The organism is Tepidibacter sp., assembly GCF_025210165.1.
GTDB lineage: Bacteria > Bacillota > Clostridia > Peptostreptococcales > Peptostreptococcaceae > Tepidibacter_A.
The window spans coordinates 28,823-54,995 of sequence record NZ_JAOASI010000009.1 but is presented as its reverse complement, the minus strand read 5'-3'; the positions used below and the strand labels follow the sequence as shown (position 1 = coordinate 54,995).

At 30.5% G+C, this 26,173-nt stretch carries 14 protein-coding genes; all 14 read left to right on the top strand.

Annotation, left to right across the window (positions count from 1 at the left end):
- The first annotated feature begins 108 nt into the window (after positions 1-108).
- Entirely contained in the window at positions 109-1,377 is a 1,269-nt protein-coding gene (locus N4A48_RS00855; protein ID WP_293663782.1) for an RNA-guided endonuclease InsQ/TnpB family protein, read from the top strand.
- A 193-nt stretch (positions 1,378-1,570) separates the two neighbouring features.
- Entirely contained in the window at positions 1,571-2,317 is a 747-nt protein-coding gene (gene truA / locus N4A48_RS00850; RefSeq protein ID WP_293663781.1) for a tRNA pseudouridine(38-40) synthase TruA, read from the top strand.
- 321 nt (positions 2,318-2,638) lie between these two features.
- Positions 2,639-3,184, top strand: coding sequence for a helix-turn-helix domain-containing protein (locus N4A48_RS00845; protein ID WP_293663780.1), 546 nt, complete (start codon positions 2,639-2,641; stop codon positions 3,182-3,184).
- 107 nt (positions 3,185-3,291) lie between these two features.
- Complete coding sequence (locus N4A48_RS00840) at positions 3,292-5,661, top strand: glycyl radical protein (protein ID WP_293663779.1); 2,370 nt, start codon at positions 3,292-3,294, stop codon at positions 5,659-5,661.
- Positions 5,624-6,421 (top strand): radical SAM protein, encoded by a 798-nt coding sequence (locus N4A48_RS00835; protein WP_330665019.1) that lies wholly within the window; start codon positions 5,624-5,626, stop codon positions 6,419-6,421. The genes N4A48_RS00840 and N4A48_RS00835 overlap by 38 nt, the downstream gene beginning before the upstream one ends.
- A gap of 440 nt (positions 6,422-6,861) precedes the next feature.
- Entirely contained in the window at positions 6,862-9,585 is a 2,724-nt protein-coding gene (hpdB, locus tag N4A48_RS00830; RefSeq protein WP_293663778.1) for a 4-hydroxyphenylacetate decarboxylase large subunit, read from the top strand.
- Between the two features lie 5 nt (positions 9,586-9,590).
- Complete coding sequence (hpdC, locus tag N4A48_RS00825; protein WP_293663777.1) at positions 9,591-9,848, top strand: 4-hydroxyphenylacetate decarboxylase small subunit; 258 nt, start codon at positions 9,591-9,593, stop codon at positions 9,846-9,848.
- 32 nt (positions 9,849-9,880) lie between these two features.
- The gene (locus N4A48_RS00820) at positions 9,881-11,158 is read left to right on the top strand and encodes an MFS transporter (protein WP_293663776.1); all 1,278 of its coding nucleotides are present in this window, start codon (positions 9,881-9,883) and stop codon (positions 11,156-11,158) included.
- A gap of 15 nt (positions 11,159-11,173) precedes the next feature.
- A complete protein-coding gene (gene hpdA, locus N4A48_RS00815; protein ID WP_293663775.1) occupies positions 11,174-12,112 on the top strand; it encodes a 4-hydroxyphenylacetate decarboxylase activase in 939 nt (312 codons plus the stop codon).
- A 285-nt stretch (positions 12,113-12,397) separates the two neighbouring features.
- Positions 12,398-14,509: a DNA helicase RecQ gene (gene recQ / locus N4A48_RS00810; RefSeq protein ID WP_293663774.1), complete on the top strand. Its 2,112-nt coding sequence runs from the start codon at positions 12,398-12,400 to the stop codon at positions 14,507-14,509.
- 65 nt (positions 14,510-14,574) lie between these two features.
- Complete coding sequence (locus N4A48_RS00805) at positions 14,575-16,086, top strand: DUF4153 domain-containing protein (protein WP_293663773.1); 1,512 nt, start codon at positions 14,575-14,577, stop codon at positions 16,084-16,086.
- 341 nt (positions 16,087-16,427) lie between these two features.
- Entirely contained in the window at positions 16,428-18,554 is a 2,127-nt protein-coding gene (locus N4A48_RS00800) for a peptidase domain-containing ABC transporter (RefSeq protein WP_293663772.1), read from the top strand.
- Between the two features lie 14 nt (positions 18,555-18,568).
- Positions 18,569-19,942, top strand: coding sequence for an HlyD family type I secretion periplasmic adaptor subunit (locus tag N4A48_RS00795; RefSeq protein ID WP_293663771.1), 1,374 nt, complete (start codon positions 18,569-18,571; stop codon positions 19,940-19,942).
- A gap of 24 nt (positions 19,943-19,966) precedes the next feature.
- A complete protein-coding gene (locus tag N4A48_RS00790; protein ID WP_293663770.1) occupies positions 19,967-26,134 on the top strand; it encodes a calcium-binding protein in 6,168 nt (2,055 codons plus the stop codon).
- Positions 26,135-26,173: the final 39 nt, after the last annotated feature.

Sequence of the window (26,173 nt, the reverse complement as noted above, 5' to 3'; positions counted from 1 at the left end):
CCTTTGACCTTTTCTTTTAAAACTAGCCACTTTCAAAAGAAACCATTTGCAAATTCTCAATTTTATTATATAATTATACTATAAATAATTAAGAAAGGAGGGAATAGTATGGCTAAAGGCAAAACTAAAAACATATTGTTTGGTATCCAAAAACAACAACTTAAAAATTTATCTGCTGATGAATACAAAGTTATAAAAGAATTATGTTTTTTATCAAAAAATATATATAATGTTGCTTTATACAATGTAAGACAATACTTTTTTACTGAAAAAAAATATTTATCTTATGAAAGTAATTACAAACTTTGTAAAGACAATGAAAATTATGCTCTTTTAAATAGTAATTCAGCACAACAAACAATGAAAGTTGTTGATAGAAACTTTAAATCATTTTTTGCTTTAATTGAATTAGCCAAAAAAGGAAGTTATCAATATTCAGATATTAAACTACCTAAATACCTTAAAAGAGATAGTTTTTTTAATCTTATATTTGCTGAATTTAGCTTAAAAGATGGTTATTTTACTATACCAATGAGTACATCATTCAGACGATTATATGGTAAAGTTAAAGTTAAATACCCTTCAAATCTTATAGATAAAAAGATTAAAGAAATAAGAATACTACCTAAATCAAATGCAAGGTTCTTTGAAATTCAATACATTTATGAAATTGAAGAATCAAAGGAAACTTACAATAAAAATAATTCACTTGCAATAGATATTGGTATAGATAATCTCGCTACTTGCGTTACTAATAGTGGAAAATCTTTTATTATTGATGGTAAAAAACTTAAAAGTATTAATGCTCATGCCAATAAGGTTAATTCAAAGTTACAAAGTATAAAAGATAAGCAAAAAATTAAAACAACTACTAATAGACAAAAACAACTTTGGAATAAACGTAACAATAAAGTAAATGATTATCTTAATAAATCTGCTAAAATCATTATAGACTATTGTATTAACAATGATATAGGAACTCTTATTATAGGCTATAATCCTACTATTCAGCAAGATTCTAATATAGGTAAATCTAATAATCAAAACTTTGTTAACTTACCAATAGGGCAATTAAGAGATAAACTCAATTATCAATGCAAAAGACATAATATATCATTTGTAGAGCAGGAAGAAAGCTATACTTCCAAAGCTGACTTTCTAGCAAATGATAGTATACCAACATATAAAGCTTTTGATAATAAAGCTTATACTTTTAGTGGTAAACGTGTGAAACGTGGATTATATAAATCAAATACAAATATTATAATAAATGCTGATGTTAATGGTGCTTTAAATATATTAAGAAAAAGCAATATAACTAAAATTGATTTACAATACAAAGAATATCTTAGCCCTAAAAGAATAAATGTAAGCTAAAGGTTTTTAACCAATAGTATACGGTTATCTTGGATTAACCATAAGGAATAAGACTTCCTAATTTTTAGGTTGAAAAATAATTAGTAAACTTCCTTAGAATCCCCCACTTCAAGGCACGTTTTTTTAGTGCCTAAGTGGTGGGAGTATTCAAGATAGAATGTATTGATTGACATTTAGAAAAAGGAGGATTTAAATGCAAAACTATAAGATGATGATAGCTTATGATGGTAGAAAGTATACGGGGTATAATAAATCAAAAGGTAAACTAGAAAAGAGTATTCAAGGTAAATTAGAATTAATATTATCAAAGCTTTATGAAGAAGAAGTAGAGGTTATTAGTGCAGTTAATACTTATGCTGGAGTACATGCTAAAGGACAAATTGTCAATTTTATAGCACCAAATAGTCGTTTAGAGGAAAAAGAAATCTTTGATTATTTCGAAAAATATTTAACTGATGATATTATTATATTATCGGTAGAAACTGCGGATGAAAGATTTCATAGTAGATACTTAATGAAAAGCTTGACTTATGAGTATCGTTTATGGAAAAAAGATGCTCCTAATCGTCCTTTGTTTGAGAGACAATATGTTAACTTAATGAATCAAATAGTAGATGTAGATAAAATTAAAAAAGCTGCAAATTACCTTGTAGGGGAACATGATTTCTTAGCTTTTACTACTAATAAGAAAACAAGAAAATCAATTAAAAAAATAGTGTCTCTTGATGTAAGAGAAACTAGAAATGAAATTATTATTACTATGACAGCAAATGGATTTTTATTAAATATGGAAAGAGTAATAGTTGGTACGCTAATTCAAGTGGGTCTTGGTCAATTACCTATGAATATGATTGAGAAAGCTTTTAAATCTAAAGATATGGATGATGTAGGTCATAAAGCTAGTGCAGGAGCACTTTGTTTATTAAGTGTTGAATACTAGTTAATATAAATATTTAAACACTATATGAAACATAACTCTAAATCTCACATAAATCGAGATTAATTTATAGAGTTAAACCTCCACCTGATTTAATATGGTGGAGGTTTTTTAAAATATTATTACCTGTCCTAGAAACTGAAGTCAATAAATCTGAGGCTTATTAATTGGCGTGATTTTGCATAGCAATTTCGCGATTTTATAATTCTAAATATGAATAAATATTTGCTGAAAATGTTATCGTATGTTATAATTGGTTAAAATATGTTATAGCATATTTAATTATTTCAAGTTCTATGATATTAAGGGAAGAGAGGAGAATTGATGGATCCTACACAAAGTATTGGTTCTGTTCTGAAGCAAGTAAGGGTTGAAAGAAGCTTGACTCTTGAAGAAACATCTACGCTAACTGGAGTTAGTAAAGCAATGCTTGGTCAGATTGAAAGAGGTAAATCTAACCCAACAATTTCAGTTTTATGGAAGATTGCAACAGGGCTTAAAGTTTCGTTTTCTGAGTTATTAGGGTCAGGCGATGAGAATCATGATGTTATTGATATATGCAATATTGAGCCTGTCTATGAATCGGATGGAAAAATGGTCCTTCATGATGTTTTCCCTTATAACCCAATGACGGGATTTGAGTATTTTTATATTACTATTTATCAGGGAGGACATCACGTATCGACACCACATTTGAAATCAACAGAGGAACATATTGTTGTGACAAAAGGCGTGCTCAGATTGACAGTAGATGGGCAAGTTTATGATATGACAGCACCTTCAGCATTAAAGTTCAATTCTAGTTTGGAACACAGTTACAGCAATCCGTTTGAGGATGAAGTGATTTTCCAGAGTATTGTAAAATATTAAACTAGCCGGAACCATTGGTTCTGGTTAATTTATAACACGTGTGTATGTTATAAAATATAAAAATTCAATATAACAACTAAAGTTTGATATGAGAAAGGATGAATTTTATGCTTACAAAAAGAATTCAAAATGCTAAAGAAAACTATATTAATTCTAAACCAGCGATTTCTTATGAAAGAGCCAGAATTTGGACTGAATCGCATAAGTCATCGGAAAGTGAAGCTGTTCCTATTAGAAGAGCGAAAGCCTTTAAGAAAACATGTGAAGAACTGGTAGTGACAATTTTTGACGATGAGCTTATTGTTGGTGCCACGGGTGAGTTTCGAAAATGTGGAATTCTAACACCTGAATTTTCTTGGACTTGGGTTGATAAGGAAATGGACAATTTTGATAAACGTGTTCAAGATCCTTATGAGATGAATGAAGAACAAAGAGAATTTGTTAGAAATGAAATTTTCCCATATTGGGAAGGTAAATCTCTCGAGGAAGCCTTTTTAGCACAATTACCTTCTGAGACAGCAAAACTTGTAGTTGATACTGGTTTCGTTGATAATGACTCTAAATGGCGTCAAGCAGTAGGTGAAATAACACCAGATTATGAAGATGTTTTGTTTAAAAAAGGATTTCAAGGAATTATTGATGATGCTAAGGAAAAAATGAAGTCAGTAGGTATGACATCAATTGAAGATTTGAAGAAGAGAGAGTTTTATGAATCAATTATACTAACTTCTCAAGGGATTATTACTCTTGCTATGCGCTATTCTAAAAAAGCAATTATGTTAGCTGAGGATGAACAGGATTCAAAACGAAAATCAGAGCTTTATGAGATCGGACGTATTTGCTCTAAGGTTCCAGCTAAACCTCCTGAAACGTTTTATGAGGCTATTCAGTTTGTTTGGTTCACTCAAGTCGGTGGAATACTTTCTGAAAACCCACTTGCGTTAAATCCAGGTCGATTTGATCAATACATGTATCCATTTTATAAAACTGATATAGAAAAAGGCGAAACCACTGATAAGAAAGTTCAAGAGCTAATAGATTGTCTTTGGATTAAGTACTCAGAATGGGTATGGACGATTTCAGCCAATACAGCAGAGTTCTTTGCTGGTTACAACCAGTTTCAGAATCTTACTGTTGGTGGTAAAAGAAGAGATGGCAAGGATGGTACAAATCCATTATCATACATGTGCTTAAAAGCAACTGAAAGAGTAAAAACACATCAGCCAGGATTAAGTGTCCGTCTTCATCAAGATGCACCCACGGAATTTGTGAATGCCATAACGCATTTAGTTAGCAAAGGGACAGGTTTTCCAGCCATTCATAATGATTCTGCAGGTTATCAGATGCTTATTAATTCAGGGTATGAGCCAGAAGATGCTAGAGACTGGAATAATTGTGGATGTGTAGTACCTCATTTTAGGAAAACTAGCGAATGGACATCGGCTGCAAACGTGAATTTCACGGCTGCCCTTGAGTTTGCACTTAATGGAGGATGCAGTCGTTTAACTGGCGAACAAGTCAGTATAGCTGAAAAGGATGCAAAATTATTCAAATCTTATGAAGAAGTTGAAGAAGCTTTCTACAAGCAGTTTGACTATTTCATTGAACAGTCTGTAATTGCTACGGTTCTAGCTCAAAAACTTCATAAAGAAATGGTGCCTAGACCATTCCTATCTTCTTGTATTGAGGATTGTATGAAAAATGGAAAAGATTTAGTTGATGCTGGAGCTAAATATAATATAGGGCCAGTGCTGACAGGGATAGGTTTAGCAGTAACAGCCAATTCACTTGCTGCAATTAAGAAATTAGTCTTTGAGGATGAAGTTGTATCTCTTTCTGAATTGTTATACGCACTAGATGTAAACTGGGAAGGTTATGATGAATTAAGAGAACAAGCACTTTCAATTCCTAAGTATGGGAACGATATTGATTATGTTGATGATATTGCAATAAAAATAGCGAACCACTATTATCAAAAGGTACACAGCTATTTAGACATCAATGGTAGTCCTTTCCTTACTGCATTTATGGGAATATCTAACTATCTTCCAACAGGAAAAGTTGTGGGAGCAACACCTTGTGGTAGAAAAGCCAGAATGCCACTATCAGAAGGTGTTTCACCATTTGCAGGATCAGATACATCAACACCTCTAGCTGCAATGCGTTCTGCAGCAAAATTAAATCAAGATGTTCACTCTGGAGGAACTTTACTAAACCTACGTGTTAACGAAGATATGGTAGCGACCAAGCGAGGTCAAAGTAACTTAGGGTGCATGGTGCAGTCATTCTTTGCACTTGGTGCGTTCCATGTTCAGTTTAATACAATATCAACTGAAGTTCTTAGAAAAGCACAAGAAAAACCTGAGGATTATAAAGATTTACTTGTTCGTGTAGCTGGTTATAGCACTCAGTTCGTCAACCTGTCCCGACAAATGCAGGATGCAATTATTGAAAGAACTGCTCATGGCAGCTTCTAGTTTTACAAAGAATCAATCTGGCTTTATGATGCAGCCACAAAATTATTCTGTGAATGATGGGGACGGTATTCGAACAGTACTTTTCTTGTCTGGTTGCCCTCTAAGATGCAAGTGGTGTGCCAATCCTGAATCATTTGCCTCGAATGGACCAAATAGCTTCATTAGTGAATATACAATTGAGGCTATTCTGAATCTTATCGATAGGCAAAGAGTTTTCTACAGATTTTCAAATGGTGGAATTACATTCTCAGGAGGCGAACCTACCGTTCAATTAGAGTTTTTAGATACACTATCACGAAAACTATATAATGATGGTTTTGACTTGGCGATCGAGACATGTGGCTATTTTGAGTTTAATAAGGTTAAGCCAATACTTGAAAGAATGCATAAGATTTTTGTGGATATTAAAGTGATTGATGATATTAAACATACTGGATTCACAGAAAAAAACAATAAGATTATTTTAGACAATATCAAAAAAATGGCTGCACTTTCGTACCCCGTAGTGATTCGTATACCAGTGATAGAAGGGGTAAATACGACTGATGAGAATATTCAGAAAACAGCAGCTTTTGTAAAAAAGTATATACCTCATCCTAAAATCGAACTGTTGCCATATCATGAATTTGGAACATATAAGTATGAAGAACTTAATATAAAAAAGCCTTCAGAAGATTTCAAAAGACCTACGGGTGATAAATTGTTTCATCTTAAAAATATTATTGAACAAGAAGGTGTTGAAGTAGTTAGCTACATGTAGCTAAGAAGAAATCTAATCGGTGCAGATATTGAAATTCAAATGATTGGGTATATCAAAAAATAGTTCACAGTAAACCTAGCTAATTCACTTTTGATTCTATGGAAGTTTCTAATGCTAAAAAATGTTAACTTAAGAAACTTGATCTTATTGTTAAACCCTTCAGTAGATATTATTTACACTATATGAAACATAACAATTAAAACTTGATATAATCAGGTTTTTTTAGTTTCTAAATATAATAATTAGAAAACAAGAAAAATGATAATCAGACATAAATATAAATAAAATATATAATTCATCTAACAAATTTTTTAAAGATATACTTTTATGTAGAATAATGGTAAAATAAGGTGTATTAAAATTGATTATTAACTCATTAATCAAGAACAAAAGTCATATATATTTATAGGGCAAGTAAGTTTACAAGGGAGGTAAATTGGATGGATGATAATAAAAAAATGAAACTTGCTGATATTTTGGCATCTAAAGGACTGTCAATTAATTATCAGTATGGAGGAAAAGCTCCTGAGGAGATGGTTGATAGAGAGGTAAAAAAAGAACCAACTCCAAGAGCAAAGAGGTTAAGGGATATATTTTATAACACATTATCAACTGCTAATATGGAATTTCCTTATTGGTATAATCGTAAGTTTAATGAACTTGAAGGTGAGATTACAGTAGTTAGAAGAGCTCTTGCTTTAAAAGAGGCATTTTCAAGACTTACACCAAATATCATTCCTGGTGAAAAACTTGTTATGCAAAAAACTTATAATTATAGAGGCTCTTTTCCTATGCCGTGGCTTTCAGAAAGCTTCTTCGTAGCAAAAGAGAGTGAATTATATAAAGCTGCTCTTGAATCAGGTAGTGCAAGTGCTGGTGAGTTAAGTGAATTTGGACACGGTGGAGGAAATGTTACAAAGAGTTTTGGTAATGTAGTTTCCATTGCAGGTAAGTTTGGAATGAGAAAAGAAGAAATACCTGTTCTTTTAAAGGTTGCAAATGAATGGATAGGAAAATCTGTTGAGGACTTAGGACATAAATATGAAAAAATGGTTCCAGATTATGAAATAAAAGAGAATATAATGAGAAGCTTAGTTTGTATGTTTGACTCAGGATTTACTCTACCTCAAGGAAGAGAAGTAATAAACTATTACTATCCTCTTCAGTATGGATTTGACAAACTTATAGAGATGGCTAAAGAGTGTAAAGATGAAGTTGCTGGAAATGCAGATGGAGATGGAGTAACAGGAATGGACAGACTTTATTTCTATGAAGCTGTAATTCATATTATAGAAGGTATTCAAACTTGGATATTAAATTACTCAAAGCATGCAAGAAGACTTGAAAAGATTGCTAAAAATGAAGAAGACAAAAAAGAGTATATGGATATAGCTAACTGCTTAGAAAATATAGCTCATAAAAAGCCAGCTACATTCAGAGAAGCACTTCAATTATCATATATCCTACATATTGCAGTTTTAAATGAAGATGCAATATCAGGATTAGCAATAGGAAGACTTGGTCAAGTATTGTATCCTTGGTATGAACAAGATATTGAATTAGGAAATATAACTAAAGAAGAAGTATTAGAGCTTCTAGAATTATATAGAATAAAAATTACATGTATAGACTGCTTTGCATCAACTGGAGTTGTTGGAGGAGTTTTATCAGGAAATACATTTAACAACTTAACTCTTGGAGGACTTACTCATGATGGACAGTCTGCTACTAACGATTTAGAAATGTTAATAGTTGAAGCTGGTATAACATGTGAAACACCTCAGCCTACTTTATCAGTTCTTTACGATGAGAAGCTTCCAGAGAAGTTCTTATTAAAGTGTGTAGAATGCGATAAAACTGGTGCAGGATATCCAGCTTGGATGAACAATAGAGGTGGAATAGAATTTATGATGAATCAATACTCTCCTGAAGGAATGACTATTAAAGAAGCTAGATCTTTTGCAATAGGAGGATGCCTTGAAACATCACCAGGATGTTGGAAAGAGCTTGATTTAAATGGTAAGAAATATAAAATACCTGGAGGAGCAGGTCAGCCTACAAGTGTTGGAGTTCACTTTATAGCAAATCCTAAGGTATTAGAATTAGTACTTACTAATGGAGTAGATAATAGAACTGGAATTAAGGTGTTTGAACCTCATAATAGAAAGCTTGAAACTTATGAAGAATTAGTTGATACATTTAAGATGTATTATGAAAAAGCAGTTGATGTTTTAGCTAAAACAAATAATGTTCAGCATGATATATGGCGTAAGCAAAATATGTCTGTTGTAAACTCTTTCTTAAAACCAGACTGCTTATCAAAAGGACAGCATATAGGTAATATGGGATATAGATACAATGCTACATTTAATGTTGAAAGCTGTGGAACTGTAACTATGGTAAATTCATTAGCTGGAATTAAAAAGGTTGTATATGATGATAAGAAGTTTACTATTGAAGAGTTAAAGGATGCTATAATAAATAACTTTGGATTTAAGAATGCTCTAGAAACTAGAAACTTCTCAATGGTGGATCAAGAAAAAGTAGATAATAGTGGAAAATATGATGATATATATGGAGAATGCTTGATGGCTCCTAAGTACGGTAATGACAATCCTTATGCAGATACTATCCTTAAGGAGTATGAAGATTGGTTCTGCGAAATGTCAAAGACTGCAATGTCACTTTATGCAAAGCCTATGTATGCTTGCCAAATATCAGTTTCAACTCACGGAGCACAAGGAGCTGCAACGCTTGCTACACCTGATGGAAGACTTGCAGGAACAACTTATTCAGATGGTTCAATGTCAGCTTATCCTGGAACTGATAAAAATGGACCATATGCATTATTTGAATCAGCTACAGTTTGGGATCATTCAAATTCTCAAAATTCTCAAATGAATATGAAGATACATCCAAGTGCATTAAAAGGAGCACAAGGAACTAAGCATTTATTAGATTTAACACGCTCATACATGAGAAAAGGAGGATTCCATATACAATACAATATAGTTGATTCTAAGGTATTAAGAGATGCACAAAAGAATCCTGATAATTATAGAGATCTTATGGTAAGAGTTGCAGGATTTACACAATACTGGTGCGAAATAGGTAAGCCTATTCAAGATGAAGTTATTTCAAGAACAGAATATGAAGGAGTGTAGTGATTATGTTAAAACACAATGATTGTTTAAATTTTTCTCCTATGGACGCTGCAAAGGGAATTTGCAGAGTAACAGGAAATATGATTAATATAGATTCTGATGTATGTGAAGCATTTGAGCTATGTCCTAAATGTAGAAATTGTTCTAACTTTAAAAACTCGGATAAAGATGAATTAGGAATGTGCGTAGGTCTTGATAAAGATAGCTGGACATATGGAGATTTAAATGCTATAACTTGTAATTCACACGAATTCAAAAGATAATATATTGAATAAGGTGGAAGGATTGATAGTGAATGCTAGAGAGCAGAGTAAGTGAAAAGGAAGCAAAACACCTAGGTTATATGGTAGTTCTTGCCTCTTGGCTTGCAGTATTTTGTTTGTTTGGCTATAGAGCTACCTTTTCTGTTCTTCAAGGTCCTATGGCAAAGGATCTTGGGTGGAGTGCGTCAAAGCTAACTCTAGGTTATTCACTTATGATGAGCGTTTATGCAGTAACTGCATTCTTTAGTGGAATGATAATAGATAAATGGGGAACTAAGCCTGCGTATTTTTTAGGTGCTATAAGTGGTTCCTTAGGATTTTTAATAACAAGCTTTTCTAAAACATATATGTCATACTTGATTCCATATGCTGTATTTGCAGGAATAGGAACTGGTATGCTTTGGGTATCATCAACAGTATCCGTTAGAAAATGGTATGTAGGAAAGGCATATGCAACAATGTGGGGGATAGCTTTTATGGGAGCACCTGTTGCACAGGTTGTACTAAGCCTTGGAGCAAAACAAGTTCTTGCAACTATGGACTGGAGATTTGCTATGAGGATACTATCTCTTGTAGTATTAATAGCTTTAATAATAGCTACTTTAGTTGCAAAGAAAAATCCTAAATATTATGGACTTGAGCCTTTTGGCATGGATACACTAAAAACTAAGAAAAACAATGTAAATGATAGAGAATGGAGTATAAAACAGGCATTTTCTACATTTCCTATATGGGGTGCTATAATAGCATTCTTGACTAGTATGGTTGCAGAATTTTTAGTTTGGACTCAGATTGTAAAGTATTGGATGGCAGATTGTGATTTATCTTTATCTACTGCTACTAATCTTTATGTTGCAATAGGAATAGCTGGTATATTTACAATGCCTTTAATGGGGGTTGTAGCAGATAAAATGGTAGGTAAGTTAAAGCATGAGACAAAAGCTAGGAAGTATATGATAATATTTGCACCTATAACAGGAGTTATAGCTTGTATTGCTTTAATGACAGGAAAAGGTGCAGTAACTCTTAGTATAGTATCTTGTATAGTATTTGCTGTATACTGGGCTATAGAACCTGGTGGAGTTGCAGGATATGCAGCATCTGTTTATGGCAATAAGACGTTTGGTAAGATATGGGGACTATCAACTCTTATAGTCATGGGTATAGGGCCTGCACTTGGAAGTTTTATGGGAGCTTATTTATATGACATATCAGGAAGTTATTATAATTCACTAAAGTTTGCCATGACATCATTCGCAATATCTGCTATAGTGGCAATGCTTCTTCCATTATCTATAGATAAGGATTAAAGTGAGGTATTTAAAATGGAAAAAATCGACAAAGGAATAGTATTTGATATACAGAGTTTTTCAGTACATGACGGACCGGGATGTAGGACTACAGTTTTTATGAATGGATGTCCTTTAAGATGTGAGTGGTGTGCAAATCCTGAAAGTTGGACTTTAAAGCCTCATATAATGTTTAGCGAAACTAGCTGTAAGTATCAAAAGGGATGTACTATTTGTAAAGATGCATGTCCTTATAAAGGTCTAACATTTAATAATATGCCGACATTAAATTGGGATATATGCAAAAACTGTGATACATTTGAATGCAGCTTGAAATGCTATTATGATGCACTTAAGGTTTGTGGTAAAGAATATAGTGTTGATCAAATAATGAAAATATTGACTAGAGATTCTAATTCATGGAGTGTTGAGGGTGGAGTTACATTTAGTGGAGGAGAGCCTCTTTTACAAAGTGAATTCTTGATAAATTTATTAAAAGAATGTAAGCAAAATTATTTTCATACTGCTATTGAAACAACTGCATACAAAGATAATAAAACATTTTTAGAAGTTATGAAGTATATAGACTTTGCATTTATAGACGTAAAGCATATAAATAGAGATATGCATAAACAAAAGACTGGAGTATATAATGATATCATTTTAAATAACATTAGAGCTTTAAAGCAGAGTGGTTGGAAGGGAAGATTAATCCTTAGAATGCCTGTTATAAGAGACTTTAATGACACATATGAAAATATAACTGACACTACCCAGTTTATGAAAGAAAATGATTTATTTGAAATAAATATACTTCCATTTCATAGACTTGGAGAATCTAAATGGAAACAATTAGGTAAAGAATATAAATATAAAGATGAAGAGGGGACAGATCCTAAAAAGCTTGAAGAAATACAAGATTTGTTCTTAGAAAATCAGATAGCATGTTATGTAGGGCATGACACTGCATTCTAGTAAATTTCCAAATCAACATGATAAGGCTATAGCTAAATAAAAAAGAGCTGTGAAAATTTTTCACAGCTCTTTTTTAGTATATCAAAATGAGTATTAGGATTTTAAATAATAAAAAAGTTCTTCTTTTAAAAGAATCTTATATGTAAACTTTTTTGAAACTTATAACGAAAATTATATTTATTCATAACTTAAAGAAGAATATAATTTTCGTTATAAGAATTTGTTAAAAAATAAATATTTAGTATATAATAAAATATAATACTTTTAATTTAAAGGAGCAAATATATGATTGATATACAAAAGGATATATTAAAGAAATATTTCGGATACGATAGATTTAGAAAAGGACAAGAAGAGGTTATAAATAGTATACTTCAAAAAAATGATACGATAGCTATAATGCCTACGGGTGCAGGGAAGTCTCTTTGCTATCAGGTTCCAGCAATGGCACTATCAGGAGTAACAGTAGTTATATCTCCATTAATATCACTTATGAAGGACCAGGTAGATTCCCTTAATGAAATAGGTATAAAATCAACTTATATAAATAGTACATTATCAAGTATTGAGATAACAGAGAGATTATTTGATGCAAAGGACGAGGAATATAAGCTTATTTATGTTGCACCAGAGAGACTTAATTCAAGGGAGTTTTTAAATTTTTTAAATGATGCAAATATATCTTTAATAGCTATAGATGAGGCTCACTGCGTATCTCAATGGGGGCATGATTTTAGACCAAGCTATACTAGAATTAGTCAAGCTATAGAGAATTTATATGAAAGACCTATAGTGTGTGCTTTTACGGCAACTGCTACAAGTGAAGTTAAAGACGATATAAAAAAATTACTAAAGCTTAGAGAACCAAACGAGTATATAAGTGGATTTGATAGAGAAAACCTTACGTTTTCTGTTATAAGAGGAGAAAATACTAAAAAATTCATAGCTGATTTTGTTGAGAATAATGAAGAACAGACAGGGATAGTATATACATCTACAAGAAAAGAAGCAGAATCTATATATGAACTATTAATTGATAAAGATTATAAGGCTGGTATATATCATGCAGGTCTTACAGATGAACAAAGAACTAAAATGCAGGATGATTTTTCGTATGATAATATAAATGTTATTGTAGCAACTAATGCATTTGGTATGGGAATAGATAAGTCTAATGTTAGATATGTAATACATAATAATATGCCAAAGAATATGGAAAGCTATTATCAAGAGGCAGGACGTGCAGGTCGTGATGGAGAGAAGAGTGAATGTATACTTTTATTCAATCCACGAGATATTCAAACTCAAAAGTTTTTTATAGAAGAAACTATACACAATATAGATAGAAAAGAATATGAGTATAAAAGACTTCAATATATGATAGATTACTGTCATACATCAAATTGCTTGAGAAAATATATACTAGAGTACTTTGGTGAGGAAAATATAGAAGATAAATGTAAAAATTGTAGTGTATGCAATGATAATGAAGAAAAAGAAGATATAACAGTGCTAGCTCAAAAGATAATTTCTTGTGTATACAGAATGAAGGAGAGATTTGGATCTATACTTATTGCACAGGTTTTAAGAGGGTCTAAAAATCAAAAATTATTAAACTTTGGATTAGATAAACTAAGTACTTATGGAATAGTAAAGGAATATACAGTAAAGGAAATACAAGAAATAATAAATAAGCTAATAGCAGATGATTATCTTGTACTGTCCCAAGGACAGTATCCATTAGTTAAAATGAACAAAAAATCTGTTGATGTTTTAAAGGGAAATGAAAATGTATTTATGAAGATAAACAAGAAAGTTAAGAAAATATCTAACTCAGACAATGAACTATTTGATATTTTAAGAGAGCTTAGAAAAGAAATATCTACAAGAGAAAGTATTCCTCCGTATATAGTTTTTTCAGATGCTTCGCTTAAGGAAATGAGTATTTATATGCCTCAAAGTGAAGAAGAATTTTTGACTATAAAAGGAGTTGGGCAATCAAAGCTTGAAAAGTACGGGAATTTATTCATGGAAAAAATAAATGAATACAGAAAAAATAAAAATATAGAAACTAAAGAAATAAAAAAAGAGACTAAAAAAGAAAAAGTAAAAAGTCATATAATAACACTTAATCTGTATAATGAAAAAAAGAGTGTGGAGGATATAGCAAAAGAGAGAGATTTAGTAGAGTCAACTGTAAGAGAGCATTTGTTTAGATGTGCAATAGAAGGAATGGAAGTTGACTTGGATAAATTACTACCTGATGAATATGAAAAGCAAATAGAGGAAGTAGTAAATAAAGTTGGATACAATGCTTTAAAAACTATAAAAGAAAATTTACCAGATGAAATAAGTTATTTTCATATAAAAGTATTTCTTCATAAAGTTAAGGGGTGATATTGGAAAAGTATAAATAATATGGTATTATTATATTGCTTAAAATCAAAGGGGGGAATATATATATGAAAAATGATAAGAGCGTTATAGACACGAAAATTAATATAGAGAAGGAAATAGATTCTAATATTAGCTTATCTCATAAACTAAAAATTGTAATACTATCTATTTTATTAGGAATTTTATGTAGATATTTTTATAATGGAAATGGTATTGGAGTATCTGAGATGATATTTGCAACTTTATTCATTTTATCTTGTGTATACTCAGTTAAAGATAAGGTTAATCTGAAGAATAAATTTAGTAACTTTATTCTCTTATTTATATTTGTAATGTGTTTGAATTTTTCTATTTACAATAATAGTTTAATAAAATTTTTTAATTTCTTCTTAGTTCCTATAAGTATAAGTGCTTATATTATAACTATAAGATATCAGAATATAGATTATATGAAGCTTAGAATAATAACTCATATTAGAAAAAGACTTTTAAATTTTTCATTTAGTAATATTGAAAAAATATTTTCTTTTTCAAAGCAAGTTGTGAACTTTGATAAATTAAAGACTAAAGATGATAATATAAAAAATATATTACTAGGAGTAATAATATCAATACCACTTTTAGCTATCATAGTAGCGCTTTTAGCATCTGCTGATATGATGTTTGATCATTATATAAGAAATATAAAAGATTTATATGAGTTCATATTAAGAAAAATCAATTTTGGAGATATAATTTGGGATGTTATATTAATAACTATATTTTCAATGTATTTCTTTGGATATATATGGAGTCTTAAATATGAATACAAGGATAGTAAGATTGATAAGGATTATAAAGTGATAAATCCTATTATGGTTTTAACTATACTATTTGTATTATGCTGTACATATCTGTTATTCTCTATAATACAAACATCATATTTATATGGAGGAAATAAGCATGTTCTTCCTAGTGGATTTTCTTATTCAAAGTATGCAAGAAAAGGATTTTTTGAACTTTTAACAGTTGCTTTAATAAACTTCTCAATACTTGGATTTAGTATGAAAAGTGTAAAAATAACCTCTGATAAAATAAATAAAACTTTAAATATATTCTATACAATACTTTTAGTTTTCACGGGAAACATGCTTTTCTCATCAAACTATAAATTAACAATATATGAAAAAGTACTTGGGTTTACAAGACTTAGAATTTATGTTCATATATTTTTATTTACATTATCAATAATTCTTATATACGGATTGATAAAAATTTGGCAGAAGAAATTTGATGTATTTAAATTTTCAATAGTATCTATAATGGTTATTTATATGGTAGTTAATTGCGTTAATCTAGATAAGATAATAGTAAATAAAAATATAAAAAGATATAATGAAACTGGTAAATTGGATAAAGGGTACATACTAGATCTTTCGTATGATGCTATAGATGCTATAAAGGAAAATGAATCTAAATTAGATTCAAAACGTATAAAGCAATATATACAAGACGAAAAAAGGTATCTAAAAGAATCATATGATAATTGGTATGAATACAATTATTATAAATCTAAGGTTTTAAATACAGATATTTGATAGATAATAGATATAAATAAGAATGTTGTTATAGTGTATATAGAATAAATTAAAATAGAATAAGAATTTAGAGATTTAATGTACTGAAAAGAGCCTTTAGAATCAAGTCTAAAGGCTCTTTTTTAGTACAATTATTTACAAAAAATTACAAAGATTTCTTCTTTGTTACATTTCAAATGTAATAAAAATAGAAAACAGTTAACTTAAATTAGCAAATTTTAAAAAATACTGTAAAATTATAGCGAAAAATACAGAAAAAATGTATAATTATTGAAAATAATTGTTATAAAATTACAACTATTCAAAATAGCTTGATAAAGTTAAAAATAAAGGAGGGAATCATGGAGTCAAAAATAAAAGAATTAAAAAAATCAACACAAAGCTTAATTATAATTAGTCAGATGAATCATGTTAATTTAAATGAAGATCAGATAAACCATACCTTTGCATTAGAAGGAAAGGATGTAAATGAAGAAGACATCATTAGAATTTGTAAAAAAGTAGGATTAAAAGCAAAGGTAACAAATAAAAAATATGAAAAAGTTATACAGTATCCACTACCAGCATTAATAGAAATGAAAGATGGAGGATTCATAGTATTAGCAAAAGCTGATGAAGAAAAGGTACTTGTATTAGACCCTTTAAAGCAGGGACCACAAGAAATGACAAAAGAAGAATTTGAAGAAATATGGACAGGAAAAATTATTCTAGTAAAAAATAAAGATTTTAGAATGAGACAGATAAAGTTTGGTATTAAATGGTTTATTCCATCTATATTAAAATATAAAAAATCTTTTATGAATGTTTTAATTGCTGCATTTACGATACAAATTATTGGACTAGTATCACCCCTAATTATTCAAGTAATAATAGATAAGGTTTTAGTACATAAAGCATTTACAACACTAAAGGTTTTAATGATTGGTCTTTGTATTATCATTACCTTTGAAATGTTTATGAGTTTAGCTAAGAATTATGTATTTACCCATACAACGAATAAGATAGATGTAATATTAAGTTCTCGTTTGTTTAATCATTTATTCAGATTACCTTTAAGATATTTTGAAACAAGAAGAGTAGGAGCCACGATTGCACGTGTTAGGGAGGTTGAAAATATAAGACAGTTTCTAACTGGAGCACCATTATCTTCTATATTAGATGTTCTTTTTCTTGTTGTATATGTTGTAGTTATGTATATGTACAGTACAAAGCTTACAAATATTGTATTATTATCATTACCGATTTTTGCAATAATTTCATTAATTATAACACCATTATTTAAAAATCAATTAAAGGAAAAATTTGAATTTGGAGCAGAGATGCAAAACTTTTTAGTTGAGACGGTATCAGGTGTACAAACTATCAAATCATTTGCTCTAGAGCCTCTTACTCAAAAACGTTGGGAGGATAAGATTGCAGATTACACAGGAGCATCTTTTAAAACATCTATAATTGGAGGAACTGCTGGAGCAATAGGGCAGTTTGTACAAAGAGCTACAGATATTGTTATATTATGGGTAGGTACTCATCTTGTAATAAGTGGAGAAATTACAGTAGGTCAGTTAATAGCCTTTAGAATGCTATCTGGTAGAGTGAGTGGACCAATACTTAGATTAGTAAATTTATGGCAGGAATTTCAACAAGCTAGTGTTTCTATAGAGAGATTAGGAGATATATTCCATGCTGTACCTGAGCCTAATTCAGATGGAAGTAAAATTAGATTACCTAATATTCAAGGGCATGTAGAATTTAAAGATGTAACTTTTAGATATAGACAAAATACACCTGAGGCTATAAATAAGCTCTCTCTTAGGATTCCACCAGGAAAGACTATAGGAATAGTAGGTCGTTCAGGTTCAGGTAAGAGTACATTGTCAAAGTTGATTCAAAGATTATATATACCTGAGTCAGGAAAAATAATGGTTGATGGAGTAGATATATCTATGACAGATCCTCACTGGCTTAGAAGGCAAATTGGAGTTGTACTTCAAGAAAACTTTTTATTTAACGGAAGTGTAAAGGAAAATATATGTATACATAAACCAGAAGCAAGTATGGAAGAAATAGTATACTGTGCTAAGGTTGCAGGAGCAAATGACTTTATTTTAGAACTTCCAGAAGGATATGATGCACAGGTAGGAGAAAAAGGAACTGCTCTTTCGGGAGGACAAAAGCAAAGAATAGCAATTGCAAGAGCACTTTTAACAAATCCTAGTATATTAATATTTGATGAGGCTACATCTGCACTTGATTATGAATCAGAAAAGATTATTCAAGAAAATTTATCTAGTATTTGTAAAGGAAGAACTGTATTTATTATTGCTCATAGATTATCAACTATAAAGGATGCTGATGCAATAATGGTAATGGACCGTGGAAAGCTTGTGGAATTTGGACCTCATGATAAATTAATGGATGTAAAAGGTATATATTATAATTTAGTAAATGGAAATGAACAAATGTCATAAAGGAGGTGGATTTATTGAATAAAAAAGGTATCAAATCAATTGTAAAAGATGGAAAACTAAACTGGAAAAAGGATATAAAAACAGAGTTTTTACCCTCAGCATTAGAAATTATTGAAACACCAGCATCACCTCTTGGAGGTCTTACTATTTGGTTAGTTTTTATATTAATAATGACAGCTATTATATGGTCTTTTGTCAGTAAAGTAGATGAAATTGCTGTTGCAAGAGGAAAAATTGTACCTGATGGAAATGTTAAGGTTATTCAGTCCTTAGAGGGAGGGATAATTAGAAATATACATGTTAAAGAAGGAGAAAGCGTTAAAAAAGGGCAGCTATTAATTGAATTAGATGCAGATATTAATGTAGCAGAACTTGAGAAATATAAGAATTCTCTTCAAGTAGCTAAATTAGAAAAGGATTTTTACTCAGCAATGGCAAGTGGAGATGATTCAAAAATTAATAAGCTTAAGAATAACAAAAGCTTGTTATTAGATCAGGAAGTTATTAATACATATAAAAAGTTCAAAGAACTAAAAGAAAAAGATTTCTTAGAAAAACAAAAATCTCACTATCTAAATTACCAAAAAAGTATTGAAGAGCTAGAAATAGCAAAAGAGAGTTTAAAACAAAAAGAAAAGAATATAGAAATTTTAAAAGATGAAGAAGAAAAATATAAAAAGCTCTTTGAAGATGAAGCAGTATCAGAGGAAGCGTATGAAAAAAGAAAAAATGATTTAGAAAATGCTATTAATGAAAAAAATATGCAAGAAGCACAAATTGCTTATTATGAAAAGCAAACAGATATAAATATGACCCAAAAAAATATTCATGATGCAGAATACAATAAAGAAATTATGAATCAAATAATCAGCAAGGATAAGGAAATTCAAAAACTTGAAAAGGAGGTGATAAAACTAGAAAAGAGGTTGACGATGCAAAGGATTTTATCTCCAGTAGATGGTACAATTCTTGCAGTAGGTACAACTACAATAGGTGGAGTAGTTACATCTGCAAAGCCTATTATAACTATAGTACCTAAAGATACGTCTTTGTTATTAGAAGCATCTATTCTTAACAAGGATATTGGATTTGTTCATGAGGGGCAAAAAGCAGATATTAAGCTAGATACATTTCCATTTCAAAAATATGGAACGATAGAAGGCGAAATAGTACATATAAGCCCAGATGCAATCAAGGATGAAAGACTGGGATACATATATAAAGCGAAAATTAAACCAAATAAAAACACTATATTAATAAATAAAAAAGATGTATCTATCTCAGCTGGTATGACAAGTACAGCAGAAATAAAGACAGGAAAGAGAAGAGTTATAGAATTTTTCCTTCCAGGAATGGAATACCTAAAGGAAAGTTTTGAAATTCGATAAATTAATTTAAAAGGAGAGATAAAAATGAGTGAAGTAAAAGCAATCAACTATATAAATCAAGAAGATATAGATAAGATGAAAAACAGTATAGTAAATGATGATTTGGATTTGGATAAATTACTAAAAGATGCTAGAGTTCAATTAAAATCTGCATATGAATTTTCTAAGGATATTGTGGATGAAGATAGTATTAAGGCGGGGCTTCCTAGCTCTATTAGAGGTCGTAAACTAAAAGCTATTGTTGAAACAGAAGGGCTTAATTTGGGAAGTGAGGCTGATAAACTAGCAGCTCTTGGTAATATGATAACTCTTGTGAATAGACTTCATTCTATTAGATTAAATACTACTATAAAAGACTACGGAAGTGTATTTACAAAAGTTTCTGGTATAGCAACTGCAGCATATACAGGACAGTTTATATATGGGGTTGTAAATAATATAAAAAACGGAGTATATAACGATCTTAAAGATGATAAAACAAAATTAAAAATAGTAGAAGATTCTCTTATGGTACCTACACTTGCTTATAATTTAGTAGACTTAGGTAAGAGCTTATATGATTTTCGTCAATTAACAAAATCTTATCAAGATGCTTCTGATTATTTTGGAAATCAAGGAACAATATCTTTCTTTGATTTAGATGATATTAAAAGTGCTAAAGATATACAATTGGAAGGAGCTGAATCCGGAGGTAAGTTTTCAAATGTAATGGCCGGTGTAGGTATAGCATTAGATGGAGCATGGTTAGGATATGATTCATATAAATTGCATAAGGCTATAGAGTCAGGAGATGATGTAACAGATGAAGCTCTAATTGTTGCTGGAGATGTAACTTGTTTAGTTGGAGATATTGCAGCTTTATTTCCTCCACCTTTTGGTCCTGCAATTGGAGCAATAGCTAATACTGTAGGAACTATTCTTAAGTCTGTTGGAAGTTCTATGGGAGAAGGAAACACTGGCTGGGAGGTTGCATCTGATGTTCTTGAATCACTTGTACCAATAATGCCTGATGGAAAGTCAATATCTCAAGCAATGAAACTTAAAGAAGCATCTAATAATGCTACAAATGATGGAGACAAAATAATTATAGATAGTTATCACACAATAGCTTCTTTAAATGCTACTCCAATAATAAATAAATTTAGCTTTATATATGCTCAAGTACTTGAGAATAATATGATCAGAAAAATAAAGGAAGAATATGGAAGCTATCAAAACTTCTATTCATATATATATGATGATCGTGTAAAACAGATGGCTAAAGGTGAAGAAAACAAAAAGTTCTATAATGATATGAAAAAAAGTTTAGGAGTACAAACAGTCAGAGTAATAGGAGCAACTTTTAAGGATATGTTAGGAAGTCATATAACTAAAATTATAGATGAGCATGGTGCTGTTCATGACCCATATATGGATGATCTTTATTGGTTCGATGATACATACAATCATAAGAATGCTAATATTTTTAAAGATTATAATCAGGGAAGTAGATCGCTTGTATTTGAATTATCACGTAAGGTAGATAATGTTTCTGGAAAAATGGATGCATATACACTTATTAATTTTTCAAATAAATACAGATCTTATCTTAACCTTAATCAAGTAAAACTTGTCGATTATAGTGGGGTTGACAATCTTGTAAACTTTGTAGTAGGAAATACTCAAAATAGATTTAATAAGTTATTAATTGATTTAGGTGGAGGGAATGATGTCTTTAAATTAAACAGAACTGGAGAATATGAGGATGCTTCATTAAAAATAATTAATAAAATGCTTGAGCAACTACACGGAGGTACTAATACACAAGAATACAAAAAAGCAATATATGAAATGTTTAAAACTCTTGGAGTAAGTGAAAGAAAAACTGATGATAGAAAAGAAATATTTATAGATGGAAGTGTAGGAAATGACATGGCTAGTATGGCAGGCTTGTTTGCTTTAAGTACAGATGGTATTTATAATGCATCAAATGATTCATATAAATTAAACAATGTTGAATATGATTTAGGATCTTATAATAATGCAAAATATGATTTAAAGAATTTTGAAGCTCTGGAGTTGAATAAGAATTCTAAAAATAAAATAATAGCTACTGGAGAAAACCACGGCAAAACAATTATGAAAACAATTATAGGTGGAAATCATGGGAATGAGATTGATTTTAGCAATACAAAAGGAGTTAAACTTACTTATCTTGGGGGAAAAAATGAACACGGATACATTGATAAAATTACAGGAAGTAATTTAAGTGATTATATAAGAATAGGAAAAACAGGAGATTCATTTGGAGGAGATAAGACAGGAAATATTATTAATGGTATGGGCGGAAATGACGTATTTGTTCATCAAAAAGGATCTAGTACATTTACACTACTTGATGGAGGTAAAGGCATAGATGTACTAGATTATAGACAGGCTGATGGACGTATATCAGTAGCAATATATGAAGATGATGTTATGCATGTAGATGAAGCACGAAGTGGAGGCGGACTTGTTAGAACATATACAGCATCATCTATAGAAGGAGTTTTAGGTGGTGAGTATTCAGACCATTTTGCAGGAAATTCTAAGGCAAATATGTTCAATGGTGGAGCAGGAAATGATTCATTCTATGGACATGGTGGAAATGATGTATTCATAGGTGGTGAAGGACAAGACACTTATGATGGAGGCAAAGGAATAGATACTGTAAGCTTTGCTGATGATAAAGGTGGAGTAACTGTAGAGTTAAAAAAAGGAACAGCAACTACAGATGATGGAGAAGAAAAATTAACATCAATAGAGAATATTAAAGGATCAAAATATATGGATGCTATATTTGGAGACGATGAAAATAATAAACTAGAAGGTGGAGAAGGAGACGATTATGTAGTTGGTCATGGTGGAAATGATGTATTTATATCTGGTAAAGGAAATGATAATTATGTTGGTGGCACTGGAAGTGATACAATTGATTTTTCAAGCGAGCAAAATGAAGCATATGTTAACCTAGAGGAAGGAACGGCTTATGTTGATCATGTTTATAAAGATGGTGAGAAGCAGGAAAAAGATACTTTAAGCTCTATCGAAAATGTTATAGGTTCAGCGAAAATTGATATGATAACAGGAAATAGTGCAGATAATAAAATAGACGGATATAAAGGAAACGACCATTTAGAGGGTAAAGGAGGAAGTGATTTACTTATAGGTGGAGAAGGAAATGACCGTTTAGATGGTGGAGCAGATGATGATTTACTTAGAGGTGGAAGAGGTAAAGATGAATATATTGGAGGAAGTGGAAAGGATACAGTTGACTTTTCACAGGAAGATTACGAAGTTAATGTAGATTTATCACAAAATAAAGCTGATATAAAAGAAAGACCAAAAGATAAATATGATGATCCAATTTTTTATCAAGAAAGCATAAGAGAAGTTGAGAATATAATGGGAAGTAGATTTGGTGATACGATAAAAGGAGACGATAAAAAGAACTTATTTAAAGGCCAAGATGGTAATGATAATATTTATGGTCAAGGCGGTAATGATGGTTTATTTGGAGATGCTGGAAATGATAAATTATACGGTGGAAAAGGAGATGATGAGTTATATGGAGGAGAAGGAGATGATATTTTAGAAGGTGGAGAAGGAGACGATATTCTAGAAGGTGGATTTGGTGCAGATACGTATATATTTGATAGAGGCTTTGGTAAAGATACCCTTATAAATAAAGCACAAAAAGAAGTATGGTTCAACAAATGGCACAAATTAAATGATAAAAATGAAGATACAATAATATTTAGAAATATAAATTCCTCAGATGTTGAGATTGAGATTGATGGTAATAATAGAGATATTATTTTAAAGGTTAAAGGAACTGAAGATACACTTATATTAAAAGATTTTATGAATGGATATCATGATAAATTTGATTCACAAAATAATTACATTGGAATTTCTGATGGATTTGTAGAAAAAATTAAATTTGCAGATGGAGCTATCTGGGATAAAGAGCAGATGTATGCAAAACTTTGCGATTTGTACAATATGAAAGAATATGTTGATACAAGTAAAAATGGAGATATACAAAATGATGAAAAATATGGTCATAGAATACTAATAAAAAGCCATCATAGTGGAAGAGGAAACTATGTAGTAGGTACAAAAGGAAATGACTATATAGAACTAGTGGATAGTGCAAATGATAAAATATATGCAAATAAAGGTGATGATGTAATAGATGCTAGCGTAAGATTAAATGAAAGAGCTAGTAATGGGGAATTTCATGGAGGAGAAGGCTTTGACACTGTAACTTATGAAAATAGTGATAATGCTATTCATATGTTAGAACGTGATGGTTACAGATTAATTAATAAAAGAGATGGAAATGATGCTAATTCGCAAGGTAGTCTTGGAATAGACAGATTATATTCTATAGAGAAAATAGTTGGAAGTAGAGGAAATGATGTTTTAATGGGTTCGGATAAAGATGATGTTTTAGTAGGTGGAGATGGAGATGATATAATATCTGCTGGAGATGGAGATGATATCATTGAAGGCGGATATGGAAATAATAAATTATCAGGTGGAACTGGAAGGAATATTTATAGATTTAAAGGAGACTGGTATAACGGATTACAAAAAGTTACTCTTACTGATGGAGATGACATAGAGAGTAATCGTGATTCTATAGTTCTTAAAAATACTAGTTCTAGAGAAATATATTTTGAAATAAATAGTAATTTATTATATATAAAGCGTATAGGACATTCAGGAAAAATTAGAGTTCTTTTTGGCAATGATTTTGATATTTATACTGCTGATAATAAAAAAATTACAACTACTCAAATAAAGAAAATGATAGCAGAAATGGAAAAATCGTTTGGTCCAGATAATGGAAATTGGGCAGACTTAATTAAAAATAATAGTACAGCATTATCAATTATAAATAGTGTATATGAACAATCAAATGTAGATATAAATAAGTATTATGGAGAAAGCTATTCAAATCATACAGGTATAAAAGAATTGGGGATAGATAATTACTTATTAAAAACTGAAAAAGATGCTGTATTAACAGGTAGCGATAAAAATGATTATTTAATAGCTAGAGGAGAAAATAGCAAAATATATGCAGGAGATGGAGATGATATTCTAGAATCAAAAGGGGGAGTATTAGAAGGCGGAAAAGGAAATGATATGTATTTAAAGACTGGATATCAAAAACTAGGAACTATTTATGATGAAGCGGGAGATAATGATAAGCTAGAATTAGATGTAAATCGTGAAAATATATATTTTGCAAGAGAAAATGACGATGTAATTATCAAACTTACAGACGGACAGGTATATGGAACTATAAAAGATTGGTATAATGGAGGTAAAATAGAAACTATTTATACAGGAATGAGTAGGAGAATTACAGCCTCAGAAATAGAAAATCAAATTCAAGAAATTGCTAAATTTGAATCAAAATATGGAATGTCTATAGTACAGGCTTTAAATGGATCAAATGTATATTATGAAGCAATGAATATATTAAAATCAGGTTATAAAGACTATGACGAATCATATGATATGGATTTAGAGTGGCAAAAGAATAGAGTAAAATATGGAGTTAAAATAGATAATTATATACATGGTAATCAAGGTGAAGAGAATATACAAGGTACAAGCAAGAATGATTACATTATGGATTCTTATAGTTTTGACGATAACAAACTATATGGAGGAGAAGGAAACGATATATTAGTAGATGGTTCAGGTAATGATAGCTTATATGGAGGAACTGGAGACGATACTTATATAGCTAGAATGTATGGACGAAATATAATTGAAGATACAGGTGCTGATAAAGGAGATAAACTTGTCATAAATGGCAGATTAACTAGTAAAGATCTATATTATCAGAGAAAGGGTGATGATTTATATATCTTTGATTCCCAATATGGAGATATAGATTACGCATATAATTATACAAGTGTTAAAAATTGGTTTAAAGATGATAAATATAAAATCGAAGAAGTTTATACATCTGATAATAGAGTAATTCTATCATCTCAAATTGATAAGCTAGTTGAACAGATGGCTTCATTTGCATCTAATAATAATGGTGTATCTTTTAGGAATGCTTTGACTGATAGTGATAGCAATATACGTATGATAGCTGAACAAATCCTAAGTAATGCTTATCAAGGTAGAGATGAACTGTTATAAAGTAAGATAGAATACAATTAAAATTTATAAAAATAAGAA